Origin of the sequence: Sporosarcina sp. P12(2017) (genome assembly GCF_002743035.1) — a bacterium.
Taxonomy (GTDB): Bacteria; Bacillota; Bacilli; order Bacillales_A; family Planococcaceae; genus Sporosarcina; species Sporosarcina ureae.
Window position 1 is genome coordinate 1 of the sequence record NZ_PDYL01000011.1, and the last position, 21951, is coordinate 21951.

The 21951-nt window shown below is 39.8% G+C and carries 18 protein-coding genes, 1 pseudogene and 1 riboswitch; of the genes and pseudogenes, 17 read left to right on the plus strand and 2 right to left on the minus strand.

Annotated elements, in window-relative coordinates; genetic code table 11:
• From CSV80_RS17830 to CSV80_RS10205, 13 genes and pseudogenes are all read left to right on the plus strand, one after another.
• Positions 1–165: pseudogene (locus CSV80_RS17830) on the plus strand (group II intron reverse transcriptase/maturase); the annotation flags it as partial.
• A 181-nt stretch (positions 166–346) separates the two neighbouring features.
• The gene (locus CSV80_RS10150) at positions 347–2668 is read left to right on the plus strand and encodes an arylsulfatase (protein ID WP_099670745.1); all 2322 of its coding nucleotides are present in this window, start codon (positions 347–349) and stop codon (positions 2666–2668) included.
• Positions 2669–2738: 70 nt separating this feature from the next.
• A complete protein-coding gene (locus CSV80_RS10155; RefSeq protein WP_233208476.1) occupies positions 2739–3659 on the plus strand; it encodes a formylglycine-generating enzyme family protein in 921 nt (306 codons plus the stop codon).
• 207 nt (positions 3660–3866) lie between these two features.
• Entirely contained in the window at positions 3867–5411 is a 1545-nt protein-coding gene (locus tag CSV80_RS10160; RefSeq protein WP_099670747.1) for a 4-hydroxyphenylacetate 3-hydroxylase family protein, read from the plus strand.
• A gap of 42 nt (positions 5412–5453) precedes the next feature.
• Positions 5454–6236, plus strand: a complete 783-nt coding sequence (locus tag CSV80_RS10165) for a dioxygenase family protein (protein ID WP_099670748.1) — start codon at positions 5454–5456, stop codon at positions 6234–6236.
• A 68-nt stretch (positions 6237–6304) separates the two neighbouring features.
• A complete protein-coding gene (locus CSV80_RS10170) occupies positions 6305–6856 on the plus strand; it encodes an FAD synthetase family protein (protein WP_099670749.1) in 552 nt (183 codons plus the stop codon).
• Between the two features lie 22 nt (positions 6857–6878).
• Positions 6879–7352, plus strand: coding sequence for a flavin reductase family protein (locus CSV80_RS10175; protein WP_099670750.1), 474 nt, complete (start codon positions 6879–6881; stop codon positions 7350–7352).
• A gap of 194 nt (positions 7353–7546) precedes the next feature.
• Complete coding sequence (locus CSV80_RS10180; RefSeq protein WP_099670751.1) at positions 7547–8263, plus strand: toast rack family protein; 717 nt, start codon at positions 7547–7549, stop codon at positions 8261–8263.
• Positions 8264–8827: 564 nt separating this feature from the next.
• Positions 8828–9484: a GntR family transcriptional regulator gene (locus CSV80_RS10185; RefSeq protein WP_099670752.1), complete on the plus strand. Its 657-nt coding sequence runs from the start codon at positions 8828–8830 to the stop codon at positions 9482–9484.
• 21 nt (positions 9485–9505) lie between these two features.
• Positions 9506–10636, plus strand: a complete 1131-nt coding sequence (locus CSV80_RS10190) for a mandelate racemase/muconate lactonizing enzyme family protein (RefSeq protein ID WP_099670753.1) — start codon at positions 9506–9508, stop codon at positions 10634–10636.
• A 147-nt stretch (positions 10637–10783) separates the two neighbouring features.
• Complete coding sequence (locus CSV80_RS10195; RefSeq protein ID WP_099670754.1) at positions 10784–11905, plus strand: mandelate racemase/muconate lactonizing enzyme family protein; 1122 nt, start codon at positions 10784–10786, stop codon at positions 11903–11905.
• Positions 11906–11934: 29 nt separating this feature from the next.
• Positions 11935–13530: a BCCT family transporter gene (locus tag CSV80_RS10200; protein ID WP_099670755.1), complete on the plus strand. Its 1596-nt coding sequence runs from the start codon at positions 11935–11937 to the stop codon at positions 13528–13530.
• Between the two features lie 727 nt (positions 13531–14257).
• Positions 14258–15184, plus strand: a complete 927-nt coding sequence (locus tag CSV80_RS10205) for a DMT family transporter (protein ID WP_099670756.1) — start codon at positions 14258–14260, stop codon at positions 15182–15184.
• Positions 15185–15251: 67 nt separating this feature from the next.
• Here CSV80_RS10205 and CSV80_RS10210 read toward each other — a convergent pair whose 3' ends face one another.
• On the minus strand, positions 15252–15548 hold the full coding sequence (locus CSV80_RS10210; protein ID WP_099670757.1) for a hypothetical protein: 297 nt from the start codon (positions 15546–15548) through the stop codon (positions 15252–15254).
• Between the two features lie 288 nt (positions 15549–15836).
• Between CSV80_RS10210 and CSV80_RS10215 the strand changes: the two genes are divergently transcribed.
• From CSV80_RS10215 to CSV80_RS10230, 4 genes are all read left to right on the plus strand, one after another.
• On the plus strand, positions 15837–16250 hold the full coding sequence (locus tag CSV80_RS10215) for a carboxymuconolactone decarboxylase family protein (RefSeq protein ID WP_099670758.1): 414 nt from the start codon (positions 15837–15839) through the stop codon (positions 16248–16250).
• A 265-nt stretch (positions 16251–16515) separates the two neighbouring features.
• Positions 16516–17163 (plus strand): 5,6-dimethylbenzimidazole synthase, encoded by a 648-nt coding sequence (bluB, locus tag CSV80_RS10220; protein ID WP_099670759.1) that lies wholly within the window; start codon positions 16516–16518, stop codon positions 17161–17163.
• A gap of 392 nt (positions 17164–17555) precedes the next feature.
• Entirely contained in the window at positions 17556–19037 is a 1482-nt protein-coding gene (locus tag CSV80_RS10225; protein WP_099670760.1) for a glycine betaine uptake BCCT transporter, read from the plus strand.
• Between the two features lie 276 nt (positions 19038–19313).
• Positions 19314–20276 (plus strand): tRNA dihydrouridine synthase, encoded by a 963-nt coding sequence (locus CSV80_RS10230; protein WP_099670761.1) that lies wholly within the window; start codon positions 19314–19316, stop codon positions 20274–20276.
• 91 nt (positions 20277–20367) lie between these two features.
• On the opposite strand, the gene CSV80_RS10235 is transcribed toward CSV80_RS10230, so the two are convergent.
• The gene (locus CSV80_RS10235) at positions 20368–21534 is read right to left on the minus strand and encodes a pyridoxal phosphate-dependent aminotransferase (RefSeq protein WP_099670762.1); all 1167 of its coding nucleotides are present in this window, start codon (positions 21532–21534) and stop codon (positions 20368–20370) included.
• A 229-nt stretch (positions 21535–21763) separates the two neighbouring features.
• A riboswitch (SAM riboswitch) is annotated at positions 21764–21875 on the plus strand.
• Positions 21876–21951 lie beyond the last annotated feature (76 nt).

Sequence of the window (21951 nt, forward strand, 5' to 3'; positions counted from 1 at the left end):
ACGGGAGAATCTACTATCTGCCCTTAAACGGGTAGAACGCAATAAAGGTAGTCACGGTGTAGACGAAATGCCGTACAAAACCTACGAGCGCATATCGTACAACATTGGGATACCATGAAAAGGAAACTTATAGAGGAAACCTATGAACCGCCGTATACCAAACGGTACGTACGGTGGTGTGAGAAGCCGGGAGTTAATCACTCCCTCCTACTTGATCACAATATCTTAAATGAAATCAGTAAAAATTGCTTGAAAACCTCTATATATTACTAGTTTATTGCGGTACAAAATTTTCTGAATATTAGGTAATGTTACAAGTGTATTAATTAAAAGGAGGTTGTAATTATTGTTCAATAGGTCAAAGCTAGATTATTCAACATTCTTTAAAGTACTTGCTATCAGTTCTTTGGTAGCGGTTACAGCGGGATGTTCGCCAAAACTAAATGCGCAAAGTTCAAGTGCTGCTAGTGGTAAGTTGAATTCAAAAGTAGGAGACAGGTCTACTGAAATAGAAACTATGGAGGTACCTTCTAAAACGAATATTGTTTATATGGTGTTAGACGACTCAGGTTTTTCGGATTTAGGGAGCTTTGGTTCAGAAATCAAAACACCAAACTTGGACAAACTTGCCAATGACGGTCTTAGATACAATAACTTTAACGTAACACCTCTTTGCTCACCGACAAGGGCGTCATTGCTGACTGGGAGAAATCATCATGCAGTAGGAATGGGGAGTGTAGCCAACTTCGATTATGGCCCTGAATTCCCAAATAAAAGAGGATCTATTGTACCTGAAGCCGGAACGATTGCCGAGGTACTCTCTGAAAATGGTTACAACACATATGCTCTGGGTAAATGGCATCTTGCTCCGACATCTCAAGTAACACCTGCTGGCCCTTATAACAACTGGCCGATTGGCAAAGGATTCAATCGTTTTTATGGTTTCCTAGAAGATTCAGCGGATCAATATCGCCCTGAGTTAACAGAAGACAATCATCCTATCCCTGTACCTTCTAAAGAAAATTATCATTTTTCAGAGGATATCGTTGATAAATCCATACAATATGCAGTAGATAATATTTCAGTAGCTCCGGACCACCCTTTCTTTATGTACATGGCGTTTGGAGCACAGCATCAGCCACATCAAGTTCCTGAAAAGTACATTGAGATGTACGACGGTGTTTATGACGAAGGTTGGGACGTTATTCGTCAAAGACGATTTAATAAGCAAAAGGAGTTAGGGATCATACCAAAGGATACTGAGCTTGCAGCAACAAACATAGGCGTAGAAAAATGGGATGATCTATCGGAAGAAAATAAAAAAGCTTTTATACGTATGAAACAAACGTATGCTGGATTTTTAACACATACCGATGAACAAATTGGTCGATTCATGGACTTTCTAGAGGAAAAAGGTGAACTGGACAATACAATGATTGTCTTTCTTTCAGATAATGGCGCTAGCGCTATTGGTGGAAAGCTAGGGTCGGTAAATCAGTCTATGGCGTATAACACAATTCCGGAAAGTATTGACGATATACTTGATAATTATGAAGAAATGGGCGGTGAAAAAGCAGGAACGGACTATCCGGCTGGCTGGGGACAAGTGAGCAATACGCCGTTCAAATTTTATAAAAACAGTACTTACGCTGGAGGGACGCATACGCCGCTGATTATTAGTTGGCCTGAAGGTATTAAGGATAAAGGTGCAATTAGATCGCAATATGTTCATGTCAGCGATATAACAGCGACTATTTATGATTTGCTGGGTATCGAAGTTCCAGAAACCATTAAAGGTGTCGAACAAATGCCATTGAGTGGTGTGAGTTTTGCGAAATCGTTTACCAACAGTAATGCAGATTCTGCCAAAAAAACACAGTATTTTGAAGTTAGTGGACATCGTGCTATTTACAATGACGGTTGGAGAGCGATAACCATGCATGTGAAAGGTGAGCCGTTTGAAGAGGATAAATGGGAACTTTATAAGGTAGATGAGGACTTTTCCGAAATTCATGATTTAGCGAAAGAGGAACCTGAAAAGCTAAAGGAAATGAAAGAGCTTTGGAAAAAGGAGGCAGAAAAAAATGGTGTTCTGCCAATTTCCGATTTGTTTCTCGAAGCATTTGCAAATGTAGCAGATGACTCTCCAAGAGCAAAGAGTTCATTTATCTATTATCCCGAAATGAGTCACTTAAGTGATTCGGCATCACCACCAATAATCAATCGGTCTTATACTATAGACATACCTATTAAGCACGAAGACACTGATGAAGGTGTATTACTTGCACTTGGGAATCACAAGAGTGGATACACTCTTTACATTAAAGATAATAGACTTGTATACGAGTACAATGCAGGATTCAAAAGATACAAAACTATTACTGAGAAAAAACTGAGTGCAGGGGAACTCGATATTAGATTTGCATTCGACAAAACAGGAGATTATGCAGGTATAGGCTCAATATACGTCAATGATGAAAAGTATGCTGAACTAAAAATAGATAAGACTTTACCTTATAAGATCTCTTTTGAAGGAATGGATATTGGAAAAGATTCGCTATATCCAGTTAGTCCTGATTACGCAGATCAAGGTGAGTTTGCTTATTCAGGATCTATTGAAAAAGTTATATTTAAAATTAAGGATGATTTATTAACGACAGCAAAATAATATAGTATAAAGCGGGTGGGTTTCTAAAATGGTGAAGAAGTGTTGTCCTACTAGAGAAAAAACATCGATAATGTATGAAGATGACAAGTGTATTTCTAGTCCGCTTAAAAGATTGACAAAAGAATTCCATCACTTCGAAAACATGATTGAGCTAGCTGGCGGAAGCTTTTTAATGGGAACTACAGATATAGAGGGATTTAAAGAAGATGGGGAGGGACCAGTTCGTCAGGTTCAGCTTCAACCTTTTACACTAGACAAATATACTGTTAGTAATGCGCAATTTAAAGAGTTTGTAACAGCGACTGGTTATCGCACAGATGCTGAAAAATTTGGCTGGTCATTTGTTTTTCATTTATTAGTGTCGGATACAGTAAAACGACAAATACAGCAATCTGTGCAACAGACGCCTTGGTGGTTACAAGTTTATGGGGCATGTTGGCATATGCCTGAAGGGGTGGATTCATCTATCAGTAATCGGCTGGACCACCCTGTCGTTCATATATCTTGGAATGATGCACAAGCCTATTGTGATTGGAGCGGCAGGCGGCTGCCTACGGAAGCAGAGTGGGAGTATGCTGCACGCGGTGGGCTTGTACAAAAAAAGTATCCATGGGGCAATAAATTGAAGTTTAAAGGTAAGCACAAGTGTAATATATGGCAGGGGGTATTCCCTTCCGAACATGCAGCAGGTAGTAACTTTGCTGGTACAATGTGCGTGGACGAGTATGTTCCTAACGATTACGGTTTATATAATATGGTGGGCAATGTTTGGGAATGGTGTTCGGATTGGTTTTCAAATACACATTTGTCTAGTACTCCGCTTATAGATCCGACTGGTCCTCAGACTGGAACGGATAAGGTTATTAAGGGTGGTAGTTACCTCTGTCATAAATCATATTGTAATCGATATAGAGTGGCAGCAAGATCTCACAATACCACGGACAGTTCAACGGGGCATATGGGTTTCCGGTGCGCCGCGGATATTCTATAGAAAAGTTGAAAGACGAATCGTTTTCTGATTCGTCTTTTATTATTGTAGGCTATGTAAAGGATGGAGTGAAAAGGGTAGATTAAACCATCCCCACAAAAACTGCTAGTCATTAATCATTTATTAATATATATTTACAGTTACTAACTTTCGATAATGCATGTAATATTCAGATTAGTAAGCGGTTACAATAAATAAGGGGGTATATTTATGACAGTAAAACAAGCAGTTAGATTACCTATGACCGGAGCAGAATACCTTGAGAGCTTAAGAGATAATCGTGAAATTTGGCTACACGGGAAAAAAGTAGAAGACGTAACAACTCATCCCGGCTTTAGAAACAGTGCACGCTCTATTGCTAGCCTTTATGATGCATTACATGATCCAAAACATAAAGAGATTTTAACACGGGAAACAGATACTGGTAACGGTGGATATACACAGCGTTTCTTCGTACCAGATGAAACACCTGAAGATTTGTTTAAAACGCGGGACGCAATCGCGGAGTGGGCCAAAATGTCTTATGGACAAATGGGACGTTCTCCAGATTATAAAGCTTCATTCTTAGCAACGTTAGGCGCAAACCCAGAGTATTACGGTGAGTACGCTGACAATGCAAGAAGGTGGTACAAAGAAGTTCAAGAGAAAAACTGGTTCTTCAACCATGCAATTATTAATCCTCCTGTTGATCGCGATAAGCCAATCGACGAAGTGAAAGATGTCTTTATTCATGCGGTAGGTGAAACGGAAGAAGGGATTTTAGTGAGTGGTGCAAAGATGGTTGCAACAGGTTCTGCACTTACAAACTATAATTTCGTTGCTCACTACGGTGCACTTGCAATTCCTAGCGAAGAATATGCACTCGTCTTCGTCGCAGATATGAATACACCAGGCATTAAATTAGTCTGTCGAGCATCTTATGAAATGAATGCAGCTGTTACAGGAAGTCCTTTCGACTATCCACTTAGTAGCCGCTTCGATGAAAATGATTCTGTACTAGTTTTTGAGAACGCTCTCATACCATGGGAGAACGTGTTAGTTTACAAAGACATTGAAAAAGCGAATACGTTTTTTGCTGAAAGTGGATTCCTTCACCGTTTAACTTTCCACGGTGTAACAAGATTCGCCGTGAAATTGGACTTCATTTCAGGTCTACTTATTAAGGCATTACGGGGGAATGGAACGGATTCATTCCGCGGTGTCCAAGCCCAAATTGGTGAAGTCATTGCATATCGTAATATGTTTTGGGCAATGAGTGATGCAATGGCATTGAATCCTGAAAAAGGAGCTAACAATACTGTTTTACCTAATCTAGAATATGGCTTGGCATATCGTGTGTTCATGTCTGATGGTTGGTCACATGTGAAAAATATTGTAGAGACAGTTGTTGCGGGAAGTTTAATTGTACAGCCGTCTAGTGCTGCTGATTTTAAAAATGCTGAACTGCGCCCAATCATTGATAAATTATACCGTGGATCAAACGGTATAGAAGCTGAAGAAAAGATCAAAGTGATTAAGTTACTTTGGGATGCAATTGGAACTGAATATGGCGGTCGACACGAGTTATATGAAAGAAATTATTCTGGTAACAACGAAAATATACGCTTGGAAAATTTAATAACCGCAAAAGCTAGTGGTCAAGCACAAAAGTTTGAAGATTTTGTACAGAAATGTATGGATGATTACGATTTAGATGGTTGGGTCAATCCGACTTGGATTAATAACGACGATGTACATGCTTATGGAAAAAAGTAAGTTTTTAAAAGTGTGAAACGTAAAATAGAGGAGGAAATTATAATGTTAAAACAAATATCAAAGAAAAATGAACGGGTAGAAGAGGTATTTAACTTATTCATAGCACATGTACAAAACTTTTTAAAAGAAGCAAACTTGAATCATGAAGAGTATACAAACTTTGTGGATTGGGCAGATCGCTTAGGTCGTGCTGGAGAACTACCACTTTATGCGGACGTATTCTTAGAAAGTCATGTTTTAAGAGCGATGTATACAGACAAGCCTGGAACGCAGCCTTCGCTATTAGGACCCTATTTTGTTGAAGGAACGCCTCTCATCGAAGCTAAGCCGGGACAACCACTTGTATTGACACAACGCCCTAATGAAGCTGGAGATGTCATGTACTTTAGCGGAAGTGTTAGTAGTACAAATGGAGAACCACTTGCCAAAGCAAGAGTAGAAATGTGGCAAAATGATGCTTCTGGTAAGTATTCAGCATTTGATTCGGAGGCACCAAAATATAATTTTAGAGGACATTTTTACACAGATGAAAATGGAAACTTTGAAGTTAAAACAATAGTACCTCTTCCGTATTCAATTCCGACTGATGGACCGACAGGAGAATTTTTAGAATATACGGATCAGCATCCGATGCGACCAGCACACTTACATTTAATGTTTGAGGCAGAAGGTCATGAAACACTAATTACCCAAGTGTTTTTCGAAGGCGATGAATGGTTGGAAACAGATGTAGCAGACGGTGTTCGCTTAGACTTAATGACAAAGATTGAAGAAAAAGACGGGTGTAAAGTCTCCTCTCTAGACTTTGTAATGCGCACTGTATAAGTAAGATTCAAGAGCAGAAGGGTTTTATCCTTCTCTCTTTGTACAATTGAGAAAGCGAGGCGACTATTATGATTTGTTTTCAAGACAATCAACTAGAATTGAATCAATCTATTGTGACGATTGGCGCATTTGACGGGATTCATAGAGGACATCAAGCTTTGATTAGTCAAGCTAAGGCACAAGCGGATCGTTATGGGGTACCACTAGTTGTTTACACATTTGATCCCCCACCCAAAGTTTATTTTCAAAATCAATCCATGCTGACTTCGCTACCTGAAAAGAAAAAGTTTCTTGAAGAGTTAGGTGTCTCCTATACCGTTTTCGCTTCGTTTGATCAGGTGTACGCGTCAAGAAGTGTGCAAGACTTTATCGATGAATTAAGTAAAATTAATCCGAAAGAAATATGGATTGGACCTGGCTTTCACTTTGGAAGTGGGAAAAGTGGTTCGATTGAAGATTTAACCAAACATTTTAATGCATTTCAACATCCTGTAGTTACGTGTTCAAAAGGTGAAGTTATCTCGTCTACACGAATCCGTGAACTTTTCAGACAACAAAAAGCAGAACAAGCTTATTACTTATTAGGTAGGAAGCCGTATGCTTTAACTAATGCACAATAAAATTATTATGGGGGGCATATGAATGGATGTTAAAAAATTTAGAAACTGCATGGGGAAATTTGCAACTGGCGTAACCGTTGTGACGTGCAAAACAGAAAATGGATCTCATGGATTAACAGCGAACTCATTTACTTCCGTATCACTAGATCCTCCTCTCGTACTAGTGTCAGTAGACCGCAAAACAAAAGCATTTGAACATATGAAAAATAATGCATTTACTGTTAATATTTTAAATGCTTCCCAAGAGGATGTTGCCATGCATTTTGCTGGACGACCGAAAGAGGTAGCACCTTTTAACTGGATTGAAGGTGAACACGCTCCTCGCCTTAAAGAGTCGCTTGCTTATATTGAATGTAAGCCATGGCAAGAGTATGATGGCGGTGATCATGTGTTATTTATAGGTGAAGTACAGAACTTCGTAAATAATGAAGGAGATGCCCTGACTTATTTCGCTGGTAAGTTTGGAAAACTAACAAAAGAGGTAGTAAAAGTTTAATCATAGCAAATTTGAAATTGCTTATGCTGAATTGTGATGTCTCAGTGTAAGCGATTTTTTGTTGTGAAATGAAATAATCACTATAGGAACTCCATATACTTTACCACTCAGTCCTAAGTCTGATGTAAACTTCAGTCATCTGATCGACTCAACTTTATTGAGTATCGCTTATGATAGAGTAAAGGGGTGTGAATATGCGGAAAATACTGATAGTTATTGCGGGCGCAGTACTGTTAGGTATAGTGAGCTTTTGGGCATATGACTGGATGAAATCAGACCGGGTCTCTGGTGCATTGTCAATTGAAAGAGATAACGCGAAGTCGCTGGATGTGGCTATTCGTTTTGGTGCCGGTAATCTTCTAATTGAGGGCGGTGCAACGCAATGGGTGGATGGGGACATTGATACGAATGTGAAAAAATGGTATCCATCCGTTACGTATAAGAATAAAAGAGATGTTGGTTATGTAGAGATTCAGCAGAAAATGAAAGGTCTCTCAGCTTTGCGGAAGCATCGAAACGATTGGAATCTTCAACTGACAAATGAAATACCTGTGAATCTCGATGTCGAAATGGGTGTATCCGATTCAGAACTGATATTGGCAGGAATCCATCTCAATCATGTATCAATTGACGCTGGTGTTGGTGATACGACGATCAATCTTGGCGGGGAATGGAAGGAAAGCTTCGACGGGGACATCAATCTGGGAGTAGGCGATGCGAAAATTCATTTACCTAAAGAGACTGGAGTTAAATTATCTGTTTCAAAGGGTATAGGTAGCGTGGGAGCGAAAGGTTTAATTTCTAAGGGCAAAGGCATCTATGTAAATGAAGCATACAATCATTCCAATACTAACATTCATTTGAAAGTTGATGTTGGTGTAGGTAGTGTGGATTTCATACTTGTTGAGTAGCGGTTACTATACAAATATTCTATGTGAGTGTAACAAAATGTATGGAATCCTTTTAAAAAGAGCCAATCTTTGAAACAATAACGGATTGACTTGGGTTCTTTCCCTTTATTGTTCATACTTCTATTTATTCTCTCGCGAAATAACACTTACCTTTGAACGAGGAATATTTCAAGTTGAAGAGAAGCGGTAATCTCGAATAAGAAAGTTTTGATATAAGCAAAGATGATAATTTTATTCATATCCAGATGAGTAGGTAGAAGAATAATTTATAGCCATCATCTTTGCATATGAAGTACTGTAGTGAACCTGGACATAATCCAATAAGGAAAAATAATATATAAAGGGCTGATATATAACTAGCCGGAAGTAAGAAGAAAAGGGTTGGATCATCGTTCGTTGATGATCCAACCCTTTTCTAATGGGGTTTTTGATACATTCACCCATTAATAACATTTAGATTCCGAAAATTATAAAAACTATTTACAATTTGAAAACTAGTCTTTATAATCTAAACATGTACATTGTCGACAATCAGACAAATAATCGCGGTTAAGGAGGAGTGGCATGAATAAAGATTTATCAAAATTTTCATTGAAGCATCGAATAGCACAAGAGATTCGGAATTTAATATATGAAGGTAAGCTGGTTCCTGGAGAGAAAATTACTGAGAATCGTTTATCACAGAATTTAGGGGTCAGCCGGACTTCTATCCGAGAGGCAATTTTGCTGTTGGAGCTGGAAGGACTGTTGATTTCTTCACCTTATAAAGACACTAGGGTCGCCACAATTTCACAGGAGGAAGTAGTGGAACTTCTTCTCCCCATGCGTGTTCGAATTGAAACATATGCATTGAAAAAAGGATTTGAAAATTGGGGAGAAAAATATAAAGAAACAATTAGAAGAATTGTAGAAGATATGAGGAAAGCTGCTAATTATGATGACTTGCTGACTTTTATCGAATTAGATATCCAACTGCATGAATTAATTGTAACGGCTTCCGAAATGGAAAACGTTATTAGGATTTGGGAAAGTATCGTGCACAGAATTCGTTTACATTTTGTCTATCAAAATAGCAAATCAGGTACATTGGAGAAATGGTTGAAGGAACATGAAGAGCTGGTGGATATCCTGATTACGGCTGAAGATATAAATGTGGCTGCGGAGGCCTTACAAAAGCATATTATCGATACGAATATACCTGATGTCTATTTGCTGAATTAAAGAAGAAAAGGAGAAGATTATATGAAAAAGCTTGAGATATCCGATGTGCGGATTTATGTTGTGGAGACACCGGAAGCGAAATACAAAACATCTTCCCATTACTCTGACCTTACAATTACAAATACAATTGTAAGAATACGGACAACGGATGGATACGAGGGATGTGGTGGAGCGATATCCTGGACGGAAGGTCATGCCGATTTAAGTTTGGCGGAATCCATCCGTCACTTACTTCCTTTTTTGATTGGTAAATCAGCTTTACAGCGTGAGGAAATCTACCAATTGCTGGCCAGCCGATGTGTTCAAATGACACCGCAGGCACAGTCGCCTATTGATATCGCGCTATGGGATCTTGCCGCAAGATATGCACGAATGCCGCTATATCAAATGTTGGGAGGGGCAAGGGATAAGATTCAGTCCTATGCCAGTACACCTTTTCTTCCGAGTATAGAAGACTATATCGAACATGTGCATGATCTGAAAATGCAGGGCTACCGATATATTAAGTTTCATACATGGTGCAAAGCAGAGGAAGACTTGGCATTGGTCTATGCAATCGAAAAAGAATTCCAAGGGTCTGGATTAAAATTCATGTTGGATGTAGAAAGTTCTTACACGAGACAGGAAGCACTCAAAGTAGCTGTTGAGCTGGAGCGCCTTGGGTATGTTTGGTTCGAGGCTCCGTTGCCGGATACAGATTTGAAAGGTTATCAGGAGTTAAGGACGAAGGTGAATATTCCGATTATCCCTGCAGGAAATACACTGCTGCATTTGAATCAATTGGAACAAGGAATTCAACAAGACTGCTGGTCCAGTGTGCGAGTCGATGCCACGTTGGCGGGAGGTATTTCGCAAACGAAAAAAGCCATAGCACTTGCTGAGGCGAATTCTATGACGGCGGAATTGCAATCATGGGGTTATACTCTTTCCCAAGCCGCCAATCTGCATCTAATGCTGGCCACCCAAAATTGTTTGTTTTTTGAGCAGGCCGTGCCTGTTGAACCATTGGAATTCGGCGTGAAGAATCCTATCCGAACAGACAAGCAGGGATATGTACATGCACCGGAAGGTAATGGACTCGGGATTGAAATGGATTGGCCGCTTATTGAGGAATCCACCATCCATCAAATTACATGTACACGTAATGAGTAAACCTGAAAGTAGTACAGAAACACAAGTCTCTGCTTTACAATGACATCCATCATACGAGAGAGCACTACTGTTCTATAGTATTGCACATTACTCACAACTAGTAATAGTGTCTGTTGAAGTTCATTTATAAAAAGGTGGTAATTACTAATGAGAATAGTGGATATAGAGGTAATTGAGCTGCGCGTCCCTTCGATTGATCAAGAGTGCACATGGGGGGAAGACGCTCTGCTCGTTCGGGTTATCACTGACACCGGACTTGTCGGTATTGGAGAAAGTGACACGTCTCCCATGGTTGCCCGGGCAGTCATTGAAGCGCCTAGTTCTAATTTATACAGTACTGGGCTGAAGTCTTTGCTGATCGGAGAAAACCCTTTGGAAATTCAAAAGCTTTGGGACAAGATGTACTGGGGTTCCAATTACTTGGGCAGAAGGGGGGCTGGTATCCATGCAATCAGTGCAATTGATATTGCATTATGGGATATCGCCTCACAGTTTTATCAAGTGCCGATTTACATGCTGCTTGGTGGAAAGTATCGAGATACTATTAAGGCGTACGGGACATTTATACCCGATGACGAACCCGCTAAAAATAAAAAGATTGTGAGAAAGTTAATTGACCAGGGATTCACCAGCTTAAAGTTTGGAGGAGGCATTTTTGGCGACGATGATGATATGGATTTTGAAATTGTAAAGGCTGTCCGGGAAGAGGCGGGCGCTGAATTTGAACTTCAAATCGATTTAGCTTCTAAATGGGGTACATACGGAAGGGCTGCAAGAATGTTTAAGCGACTGGAAAAATTCAATCTTAACTGGATTGAGGAGCCGATACTGGCAGATGATATGAAGAGCTACAAAAAGCTGTCCGGATTGACAGGCGCTCAAACTGCTGGCGGCGAATCATTAACTACTCGCTATGAGTTTGCGGACTTCTTGAAATATGCACAGCCGGATATCATACAACCGGATATTACCCGTTGCGGTGGCATCAGTGAGATGAGGAAAATCTCTGAACTTGCTTCAATGAATGGGGTTAAACTCGTGCCACATGGTTTCAGTACAGGCATCCTTCTTGCAGCAACTATTCAATTTCTAGCTGCTTCTAAAGACGGTGATTTAATAGAGTACTCCCAAAGTGACAGTCCGCTCTTTACCAGTCTGGTAAGAAATTTGCCCACCGTTGTAAGCGGTAACATTTGTGTCCCAGATTGTATTGGTCTGGGCATGGAATTGGATGAGGAATTGATTTCAAAGTACCGCATAAATTCATGAACATAATCTAAAAAAAATGGGGAATGTATATGACGAAGAAAATAGATAAGTTGCTAATCACTCTGAGTTTGGCTCTTGTATTAAGTATTGTAGGTTTTTTGTACTTAAAGCCTGAAGAGTCGCAGCAGGCAGCCAATAGTATTTTTGGTTCGTTGACTGAATGGTTCGGTTCCAGCACTCTGCTCTTTACGTTTCTGGGTATTATATTACTTGGGTTTGTGGCTGTCAGTAAATACGGAAATATTCGTTTAGGCAATACAGTGCCTGAATATACTAATTTCAAATGGATTTCTATGATGATTGCCTGCGGATTAGGTTCGGCTACTGTGTACTGGGCATTTATCGAATGGGCATATTATATTGACACACCGGGACTAGGTATAGAACCGGGATCACAGCGGGCCTTTGAAATGGCTTTGCCTTACAACATGTTCCACTGGGGAGTCAGCGCTTGGACTTTGTATGCATTAGTCGGTCTGCCGATATGCTACCATCTCTATATACGTAAGAATAAAGGATTGAGCTTGAGTGCAATTGTCAGCTCTATTACAGGAATTAAGCAAAAGGGTATCGTGGGAAGAATTGTGGATATTATGTTTATCTTCATTTGTTTTGGTGGCCTAAGTATTACATTGGGTGTCTCCGTGCCCTTAGTATCTGCAGTATTGAGTAATGTACTAGGTCTGACACCTTCATTTAAGATGAATTTAATATTGATCGTGCTGATTTCCATCATTTATTCATTAAGCTCCTATATTGGTTTACAAAAAGGGATGGCACGGATTTCTGAAATGACGACCAAACTAGCTATACTGTTTTGTGTTGGCATTATTATTGTAGGTCCAGGCTTGTTTATTATCGCAAATAGTACGAATGCGCTGGGACAGATGATGCAAAACTTCGTGCAGATGAGCTTGTTCACTGACCCGATTGGCAAAACAGGTTTTCCACAGTCTTGGACAATTTTCTACTGGTTATATTGGATAACGTATGCACCGTTTACTGGAATATTCATTGCGAAAGTGTCGAAAGGCCGCACCTTACGATCGGTCATTCTAAATACATTGATCAGCGGCAGTGTTGGTTGTTTCTTCTTCTTCGGAGTCATCGGCAGTCTGTCTATTGACCGTCAGATGAGTGGTAAGGTGGATTTGGTTGGAATGCTCGCAGGTGGAAATGATAACGCTGCCATTATTGAAGTTCTTAAAACACTGCCGCTTAGTGGTGTTTTCATGGTATTATTCGCAGTCGTTTCTGTTCTTTTTTTAGCTTCGACTTTAGACGGAGCCGCGTTTACTATGGCATCTACAGCCACTCCGGGTCTGGGTGAAAATGAAGAGCCGCATCCGCTACACCGACTATTTTGGTGTATAATGCTCGCAGTTGTACCATTAACAATGATATTTATAGGGGCGGATTTAAATACAATCAAGACGAGTGCTATCATTACAGGGGTACCCGTTATCTTTATTATCGTAGTAATGGTCGTCGGTTGGATTCGCTGGATGATAAAAGATTTTGGAAGTATGTCAGCAGAAAATATCACAAAGTTCCATACGCAAACAGGTGAAATAGCAGAAGATGCTCCCAAGACGATTGACGAGGAAGTAGAGGGTATTCGTTAAACTGTAATCTGTTCCACACCGCGCGTACTTTACTGCGAAGTCATTATAAGAATCGCATTAGAAAAAGGTAAGCCTTCTCATCAGTCTAACTTGACGAGCTGGCTTATCTTTTCTTTTATTTAATGATCCTGATAACCCATTATATTTATCGCAAGCCTTCATCACATACTGTGTGATTAACAAACGTGAAGGTTTACAGAGTGATAAAAATTCTACACATAAAGTAACCACTAACCATAAGAACGTTATTTATATATCATTTTACTGGGTACGATAACCTTTAAATACAATTAGATTTTGAAAAATAAATGATCTGCAATCCATAAGAAATGCGCATCCCACTAGGTACATCTTTAAATCCTCCAACTACAATGCTAATGTAATTTCTTTTCATATAGTAAATCAACAGTACCCTGTTATCATCAGTGACGAAGATTGCTGTGTGAACCAGTGTAGTCATTACATTATTGCTACTTTTATGACCTTCGATTTTACTCTGCTAGCTTTCTTCCTTTAGCTAGAGAATATAAATATACTGCAGCAGAGAATGGCGGACGAACTTAAAGAAATACGTACTCAAGAAGTATTTACGATAAGGCAAATGAAAGGTTTTGATTTTCCCAGCATCATAGTTTTCAGAATTGTTATGCCTTATAATGAAATTATACAACATAAACTCATTCTATGATTCAATTATCTTTAAAGACAAGAACGGAGGCAAAGTTGAATGGAATCACATCCAACTCCTAAAGTTTATATAATCACAATTACAGGAGCAGTCTGTTGGGGATTGATCGGTTTATTTATAGCGCCACTGTATGCACGTGGATTCACAGCTTGGGATGTAGTAGCAATTCGAGGGATCTTCAGCTTTGTATTTTTATTTGCCATCATGATGCTATTCTATCGTGATCAGTTACGGACACAAATAAAAGATCATATATTCTTTGCGAGTGCAGGTATTTTTAGTCTAGCACTGTTTAACTACTTTTATTTCGAAGTGTTTTCACGTTCTAGCTTGTCTCTTGCGGTGACATTATTATATACGGGACCGTTATTCGTGACGATTCTATCGAGGATCTTCTTTAAGGAATTACTAACTGCTCGCAAAGGTTTAGCACTAGTATTTGCTATTGTTGGTTGTGCATTTGTTGTCGGACTATTGCCGCTCGGATCGGAGAGTATTCCTAGTAAGACGCTGTTCATGGGGATTCTTTCGGGATTTTGTTATGCGCTGTACAGTGTTTTCACTAAGCCGATAACGAAACGCTATTCGGCTCTGACAATTACTACGTACACATTCTTTTATATGGCCTTGTTCATGTCGATGACAAGTGATGTATGGCGCAAGGTTGACACATTCCAGTATGTGGACGTTTGGATTGCTGCCTTACTACTGGCGCTGATTTCCACCGTGGCGGCATATGTGTTATATACATCGGGTCTAAAGTATTTGGAAGCGGGGAAGGCATCGATTCTTGCAACGATTGAACCAATTGTTGCAGTTTTAGTTGGTGTTTTATTTCTTGGTGATCAACTGCTTCCGTTACAGATACTTGGCATCGCACTTGTGTTGTACTCAGCTGTACTCATAGTAGGAAAGCAAGTGAAAAGTAAGAATTTTTATAAAAGAGATCATACTTTTGAAAAATAGAATCTGCGTAAGAACTGCTCGCGTTTGATAGCATAAACAAACGGAATAGTTCCCCCGCAGATACACATCATGATGTGAATTTCGCTATTTCATCAGCTACTACAAATGCCAAATCATCATTCCCAAACAGTTGAAGCACATCCAGCATAGTTTCATTATCTATATGAAGTTCCTCAAATCCATCATCGTTTTCCATGATTTCCTTTAGTGCGGGATTTGGCTGTTGTTCAGGGTATGCTTGCTGATAAAGAGCTTGTGGATTAAGTTGATGATTCACACACCACTGGACAAACAGACGGATCATCAAGTTTTCATCATCTTTATACTTTTGAATGATTTGTTCTTCAATACTTTTAAATTCCATTGTGCAAACCTCCTGGGTCGATTGTTTCTTTTAAGTATAAACGATAGGAAGACTTTCTAGTAATGAATAACGACACCACTTTTTAAATGACTAAATAGAAAAGCAAGTTAGTGGGTTATTGCACTTATATATCGAACTAATCCCTATATAATCATAAATAGACGAAAAATTTTGGTTTCTTATAAAATTTGCTACAATAGTAGTATGACCGCTAGATAATACTACACAAGAAATTTTACGTACAGCTTTGATAGAATGGCGGCTACTATAATCAAGGAGGTTTTTGGAATGGCGGAAGATCGCTATCAACGTGGTTTGGAAAAATTAATGGAACTTACGTTATCGGGTGAGGATAACCCAGCAGGTGAGATGGAAATTGGCGAGAGCTTCAAAGATGTAGCACCCGATTTGACTAAGTATGTAGTGGAATTTGCATTTGGTGATATTTATTCTCGGCCTGGATTGGATAATAAACAGAAGGTCCTTACGACAATTACGGCTCTTGTAGCACAAGGCAAACCACAGATTCAGATGCACATCAAAACAGGTCTTGATGTAGGCTTGACACCGGACGAGATTATCGGCTGCATTATGCATCTGATTCCATACACTGGATTCCCGAGCGTGCTAAATGCTTTATCCGTTGCGCAAACAGTATTTGCGGAACGCGGAGTATCGATTACTAAAACTGACGGGAAGTAAGCTAGCTTATTACGAATAGTACATTTTAAAGTGGTTTCAACCGGTAATGTTCAAAACGGTTGAAACCACTTTTCTACTACTTGAAAATGGACCAACTATTTACTGATCGAATAAGGCTAGAACTGCATGCTTAGCAAATGGAGTATATGTAAGTGCTACTCTGACAAACCTGTCTTTCTTTACATAACTTCACTATAATAAAGTCATGACGATCTATAACGAATAGTAAACTAAATGAAGTACAAGTCTAGAGGAGAGATGTTACATGTTTTCGAAAGAAGAAAAAGATGCGGTCTACAAAGTGATTTACAATAGAAGAGATGTGCGAAGTTTTTTGTCGACTCCCATTCCTGAGGATAAGCTACATAACATATTGAAAGCGGCTCATCACGCACCTTCAGTTGGCTTCATGCAACCATGGAATTTCGTCATCGTTTCATCTGATGAAACGAAAGAAAAGTTGGCTTGGGCAGCTGACAAAGAAAGGCGTGCGCTAGCGATTCATTATGAAGACGAGGGAGAAAAAGAGACAAAGTTCCTTGGCTTAAAAATACAAGGATTGAAAGAAGCACCCATCACTATTTGCGTAACATGTGATCCTACGCGTGGCGGCTCACATGTGTTAGGACGTAACTCCATCCCTGAAACGGACATGTTATCGACTGCTTGTGCAATACAAAATATGTGGCTAGCAGCATGTGCGGAAGGCCTGGCGATGGGCTGGGTGAGTTTTTATAAAAAGAATGATGTGCGCGATATTTTAAACATACCACCCCATGTTGAACCGATTGCTCTTTTATCTATTGGATACACGGAGAATTATCCTACTGCGCCTATATTGGAAACAGCGAATTGGGAGAAACGACGAAGTTTGAATGATTTGATTTTTACCGATCAGTGGAATAACAAATGACGGTTTACAGATGCACTAAGCTCATCAACATTGTATATCATCAGCTGTGAATTAGCTGATGATATACAATGTTTTTTTGTAAGACATACAAGAGTAGTAATTTCACAAAATGACACACATTACTAGCGGAAGAAAAATGTTGCCAAACCTACCTTTATCTAGGTATAAGGTCATTATTAATTCATTAAGTGTAATGAATCTGAGATAAGTAATTTCATAAAACAACTCTTTTTTGTTATATCCTGTCTACGTTTATCGTGTTTTATGAATAAATAAAGTAACTCATTTGATATTTGTCTCTTTATTTTACCTTTTGCCTTCTTCGGAAAGTATATGTATAGTATATAATCGTTCATTGGACGAACAAGTAACCTTATTTTGAAGGGAGAAACATGAGAAAAATATCAAATGTCTTTTACATTACGATCGCATTGATCGTCCTTACGGTTGGGTACGGCGTATTTGCATCGGAAAGCTTCGAAACCATTACAATGAATGCAAAGAATTTCGTCGCATCCTCATTTGGATGGTACTACTTGCTGTTGCTTTCATTACTACTATTATTAAGTATATTCCTCATTTTTAGTCCGTACGGTAAGATTCGACTCGGTAAAGATACCGACCGACCTGAATTTTCTACGGTCACGTGGATTGCTATGCTGTTTTCAGCAGGAATGGGTATCGGATTAGTGTTCTATGGAGCAGCTGAACCTTTGTCACATTTCGTCAATCCTGCTACAGAGGATCCAAACACCGATGAAGCGTTTAAGGAAGGATTACGTGAATCATTCCATCACTGGGGACTTCATGTATGGGCGATGTATGGAATAGTCGCTTTATCTCTCGCTTATTTTCAGTTCCGTAAAGATGCACCTGGTTTAATTTCAGCAACATTGAAACCGATTTTTGGCAAGAAGATGGATGGTCCGTGGGGAATATTCGTTGATGTTCTTGCAGTCTTTGCTACCGCATTCGGTGTTGCGACAACTCTCGGTTTCGGTGCTGTTCAAATTAACGCAGGGCTGAATTATCTATTTGGGATTGAAATTGGGACGTTCTCTCAGTTTATTATTATCGCCATAGTCACAGTACTGTTCATCATATCCGCTTCGTCGGGGCTTAGTAAAGGGATCAAGTATCTATCCAATACAAACTTGGTACTTGCTGTGTTACTTCTTGCATTCGTCGTTGTTTTGGGACCGACATTGTTAATATTGAATATGTTTACTGAATCACTTGGAGGTTACGTAGGAAATCTGGTTCAAATGAGTCTTCGTACGGCGCCGCTTAATGCAGGTAACCAGCAATGGTTGTTTGACTGGACGATCTTCTACTGGGCTTGGTGGATTTCATGGGCACCGTTCGTCAGTATGTTTATCGCACGTGTCTCAAAGGGCCGTACGATCCGAGAATTCATGGTGGGCGTCCTTCTTGCACCTACATTGCTTTGTGCATTTTGGTTCTCTACGTTCGGTACGACAGCTGTTGATATGCAGCGCAGTGGACTAGCGGATATCGCAAGTTCTTCGTCCGAGCTAGTAGTCTTTGAAATGTTTAACGAAATGCCGTGGTCATTTATTATTTCGATTATAGCCATTCTGTTGATTGCGTCGTTCTTCGTGACTAGCGCTGACTCTGCAACGTTTGTGCTCGGTATGCAATCGACATATGGATCGTTGACACCGCCTACTAGTGTGAAAATGATTTGGGGTATTATCCAATCGTCCATTGCATTAATCTTGTTGTCAGTTGGTGGATTGGCTGCCTTACAAAACACGATTATTATTGCCGCCTTACCGTTCTCGTTCGTCATGTTATTGATGGTCATCTCTCTGATGAAAGAGCTACGTAGAGAGAAAACTAAGCGTAGGTAGTATCTTAATTTATTAAATAGTATATGAAGCCGTTGCTGTAGTAAAAGCAGCGGTTTTTTAGTTTACCGTACGGTATGAATCGACTACAGTTAATGGGTAAAACAATGTCAAATATAAGTAGTTCGATAATAAATTTTGAGGGTAGCTCAAAGAAGTGGAATTCATCTGTGCATTTTTTGTATAATGGTAGGACTGGCATCTGTTAAGGGTAAGTATATGTAAAAAACTATTTTTGTACGCAGGTGCAAGTTTTGAAGAGAGGATTTGAACGTAACGATGACTACTAATTTTTGGCTTGATCTACCACGGCCATTTTTCATACTAGCACCGATGGAGGATGTTACGGACGTGGTTTTTCGCCACGTAGTAAGCGAAGCTGCACGTCCGGATGTATTCTTTACCGAATTTACCAATACGGAAAGCTTTTGTCATCCAGAGGGAATCTTTAGCGTGCGGGGACGTTTGGCGTTTACAGAAGACGAACAGCCAATCGTCGCTCACATTTGGGGAGATAAGCCTGAACATTTCCGCGAGATGAGTATTGGGATGGCGGAACTTGGTTTTAAAGGATTGGATATTAATATGGGATGTCCTGTGCCAAACGTTGCAACAAAAGGAAAAGGTAGTGGTTTGATTAACCATCCTGAAACCGCTGCGGCAATTATTCAAGCGGCAAAAGCTGGCGGATTACCTGTCAGTGTCAAGACGCGTCTTGGCTATACAGATATAGAAGAATGGCATACATGGCTCAGACATGTACTGGAGCAAGATATCGCGAACTTGTCAATCCATCTCCGTACCCGCAAGGAAATGAGCAATGGCAATGCACATTGGGAATTGATTCCGGAAATCAAGAAGCTTCGTGATGAAATAGCGCCTAATACGCTGTTGACGATCAATGGTGATATTCTCGATCGTCAAATGGGCCTGGAGCTTGTGGAGAAGTATGGTGTGGATGGGGTTATGATTGGACGCGGTATTTTCAACAATCCATTTGCCTTTGAAAAAGAGAAGAAAGAGCATGATCATAGAGAATTGCTAGATCTTTTGCGTTTACATCTGGATCTTTTTGATAAATATTCTACAGAGCTCGAACCGCGACTATTTAAACCGCTACGTCGATTCTTTAAGATTTACATTAAAGGGTTCCGTGGAGCCGCTGAACTTCGAAATGAATTGATGAGTACGAATACGACAGACGAAGTACGAGCGTTACTGGATACTGTAGAACTCGATTAATAGATTCTAAAAAGCCTCCTTGCCATACCAGAAATACTGGTATGAGCAAGGAGGCTTTTTGTGTAATTGATGTAGTGTAGAATTACTTTTCTTACTTAAATAAACCAAGCTTTTCAATACGGCGAATCGCTTCTTGCAAGCGTTCTTCACTTTCCAACAACCCGACACGAATATATCCTTCTCCGTGAACACCAAATCCATTTCCTGGTGATACTGCGACGTCTGCTTTATCCAGTAATAAATCAGCGAAGGATTCGCTTGTAAAGCCTTCTGGGACAGGTAGCCAAGCGAAAAATGAGCCAGTAGGAGCCGTGACGTCCCAACCGATGCGCTCACATTCCGTTAGCAATACTGTCAGGCGTCCTTCATAGAGCGCAACTAATTCTTCAACGCATTGTTGAGGACCTGTCAATGCTTCAATTGCGGCACGTTGAACTGCCGGGAAAATGCTAGTGAATAAGTGGTCTTGCAATACATTTAATGCTTCTATTATTTCAGAGTTACCGACTGCAAACCCTACTCGCCAGCCTGCCATATTATACCTTTTAGAAAGGGACAGCATTTCAATGCCGACTTCCTTTGACCCCTCAGTTTGTAAAAAGCTAATCGGTTTCTGGCCTTCAAAACCAATTCCACCATACGCAAAATCTTGTAAGACGGCAATCTGATTTTCTTTGGCAAACGCCACAGTTTTTTTATAAAACTCGGGAGTTGCTGTGACGCCTGTTGGATTACTTGGATAGTTTAAGTACATTAGTTTGGCATCTTTTTTCTGAACATCTGTTAGTTTATCGTAATCAGGAAGAAATTCATTCTCCTTACGTAGTGGCATCGTATCATATCGAATACCCGCTAAGCTCACACCTGATAAGTAGTCAGGATAACCAGGGTCTGGCAGTAATAATAAGTCTCCTTCATTCATAATAGCTAAAGGAAGTTCTACGACACCTATTTTCGTGCCACCGAGAACCGCGACTTCTGTTTCAGGGTCAATCGTGACATCATATTCACGCTGATAGTATTCAGCCACAGCTTGTTTTAAAGCAAGTGTTCCTCTAAATGGAGAGTAGCCGTGTGTCGCTGGATCTTCAACGGCTTCTTGCAATGCTTTAATAATATGGGGAGGTGTTGGCTGATCAGGATTTCCGCGTCCGAGATTAATTACATCTCTGCCTTCATCCATAGCCTTTTCTATTTTATTTAATAATAACGTAAAGAAATGCGGAGGGAGATTTTGTAATCGGTTAGATAAAGCCATAGTCTATTCCTTCTTTCTTTGATAGGGTATTTGCGTTAAGTATACATAGATCATACTAGACTTTTCAATAGAAGGTTGGACATTCGATTCCAGATGATTGCGAAGATTAGGCAAAAGAAAGTAATGTTGATAGAATGAGTCGGATATTCTGCTGACTTGTTGTTATTCGCCTTGACAGTTTTGTAAATTCAGATTAGTATATGTTTTACGCATATAATTTAATAGTAATCTCTTATCATGAGCGACTGAGGGAAGAGGCCCGATGAAGTCCAGCAACCCCTTGAATGAAACAAGGAAGGTGCCAAATCCTACAGCATGGTTTTCCATCTGAGAGATAAGCTGAGTGTATTTCAGTACTTCTTTCATTTAGAAAAATGAAAGATTTTTTTATTTAGAAAGAAGTTTTAAAAACTTACT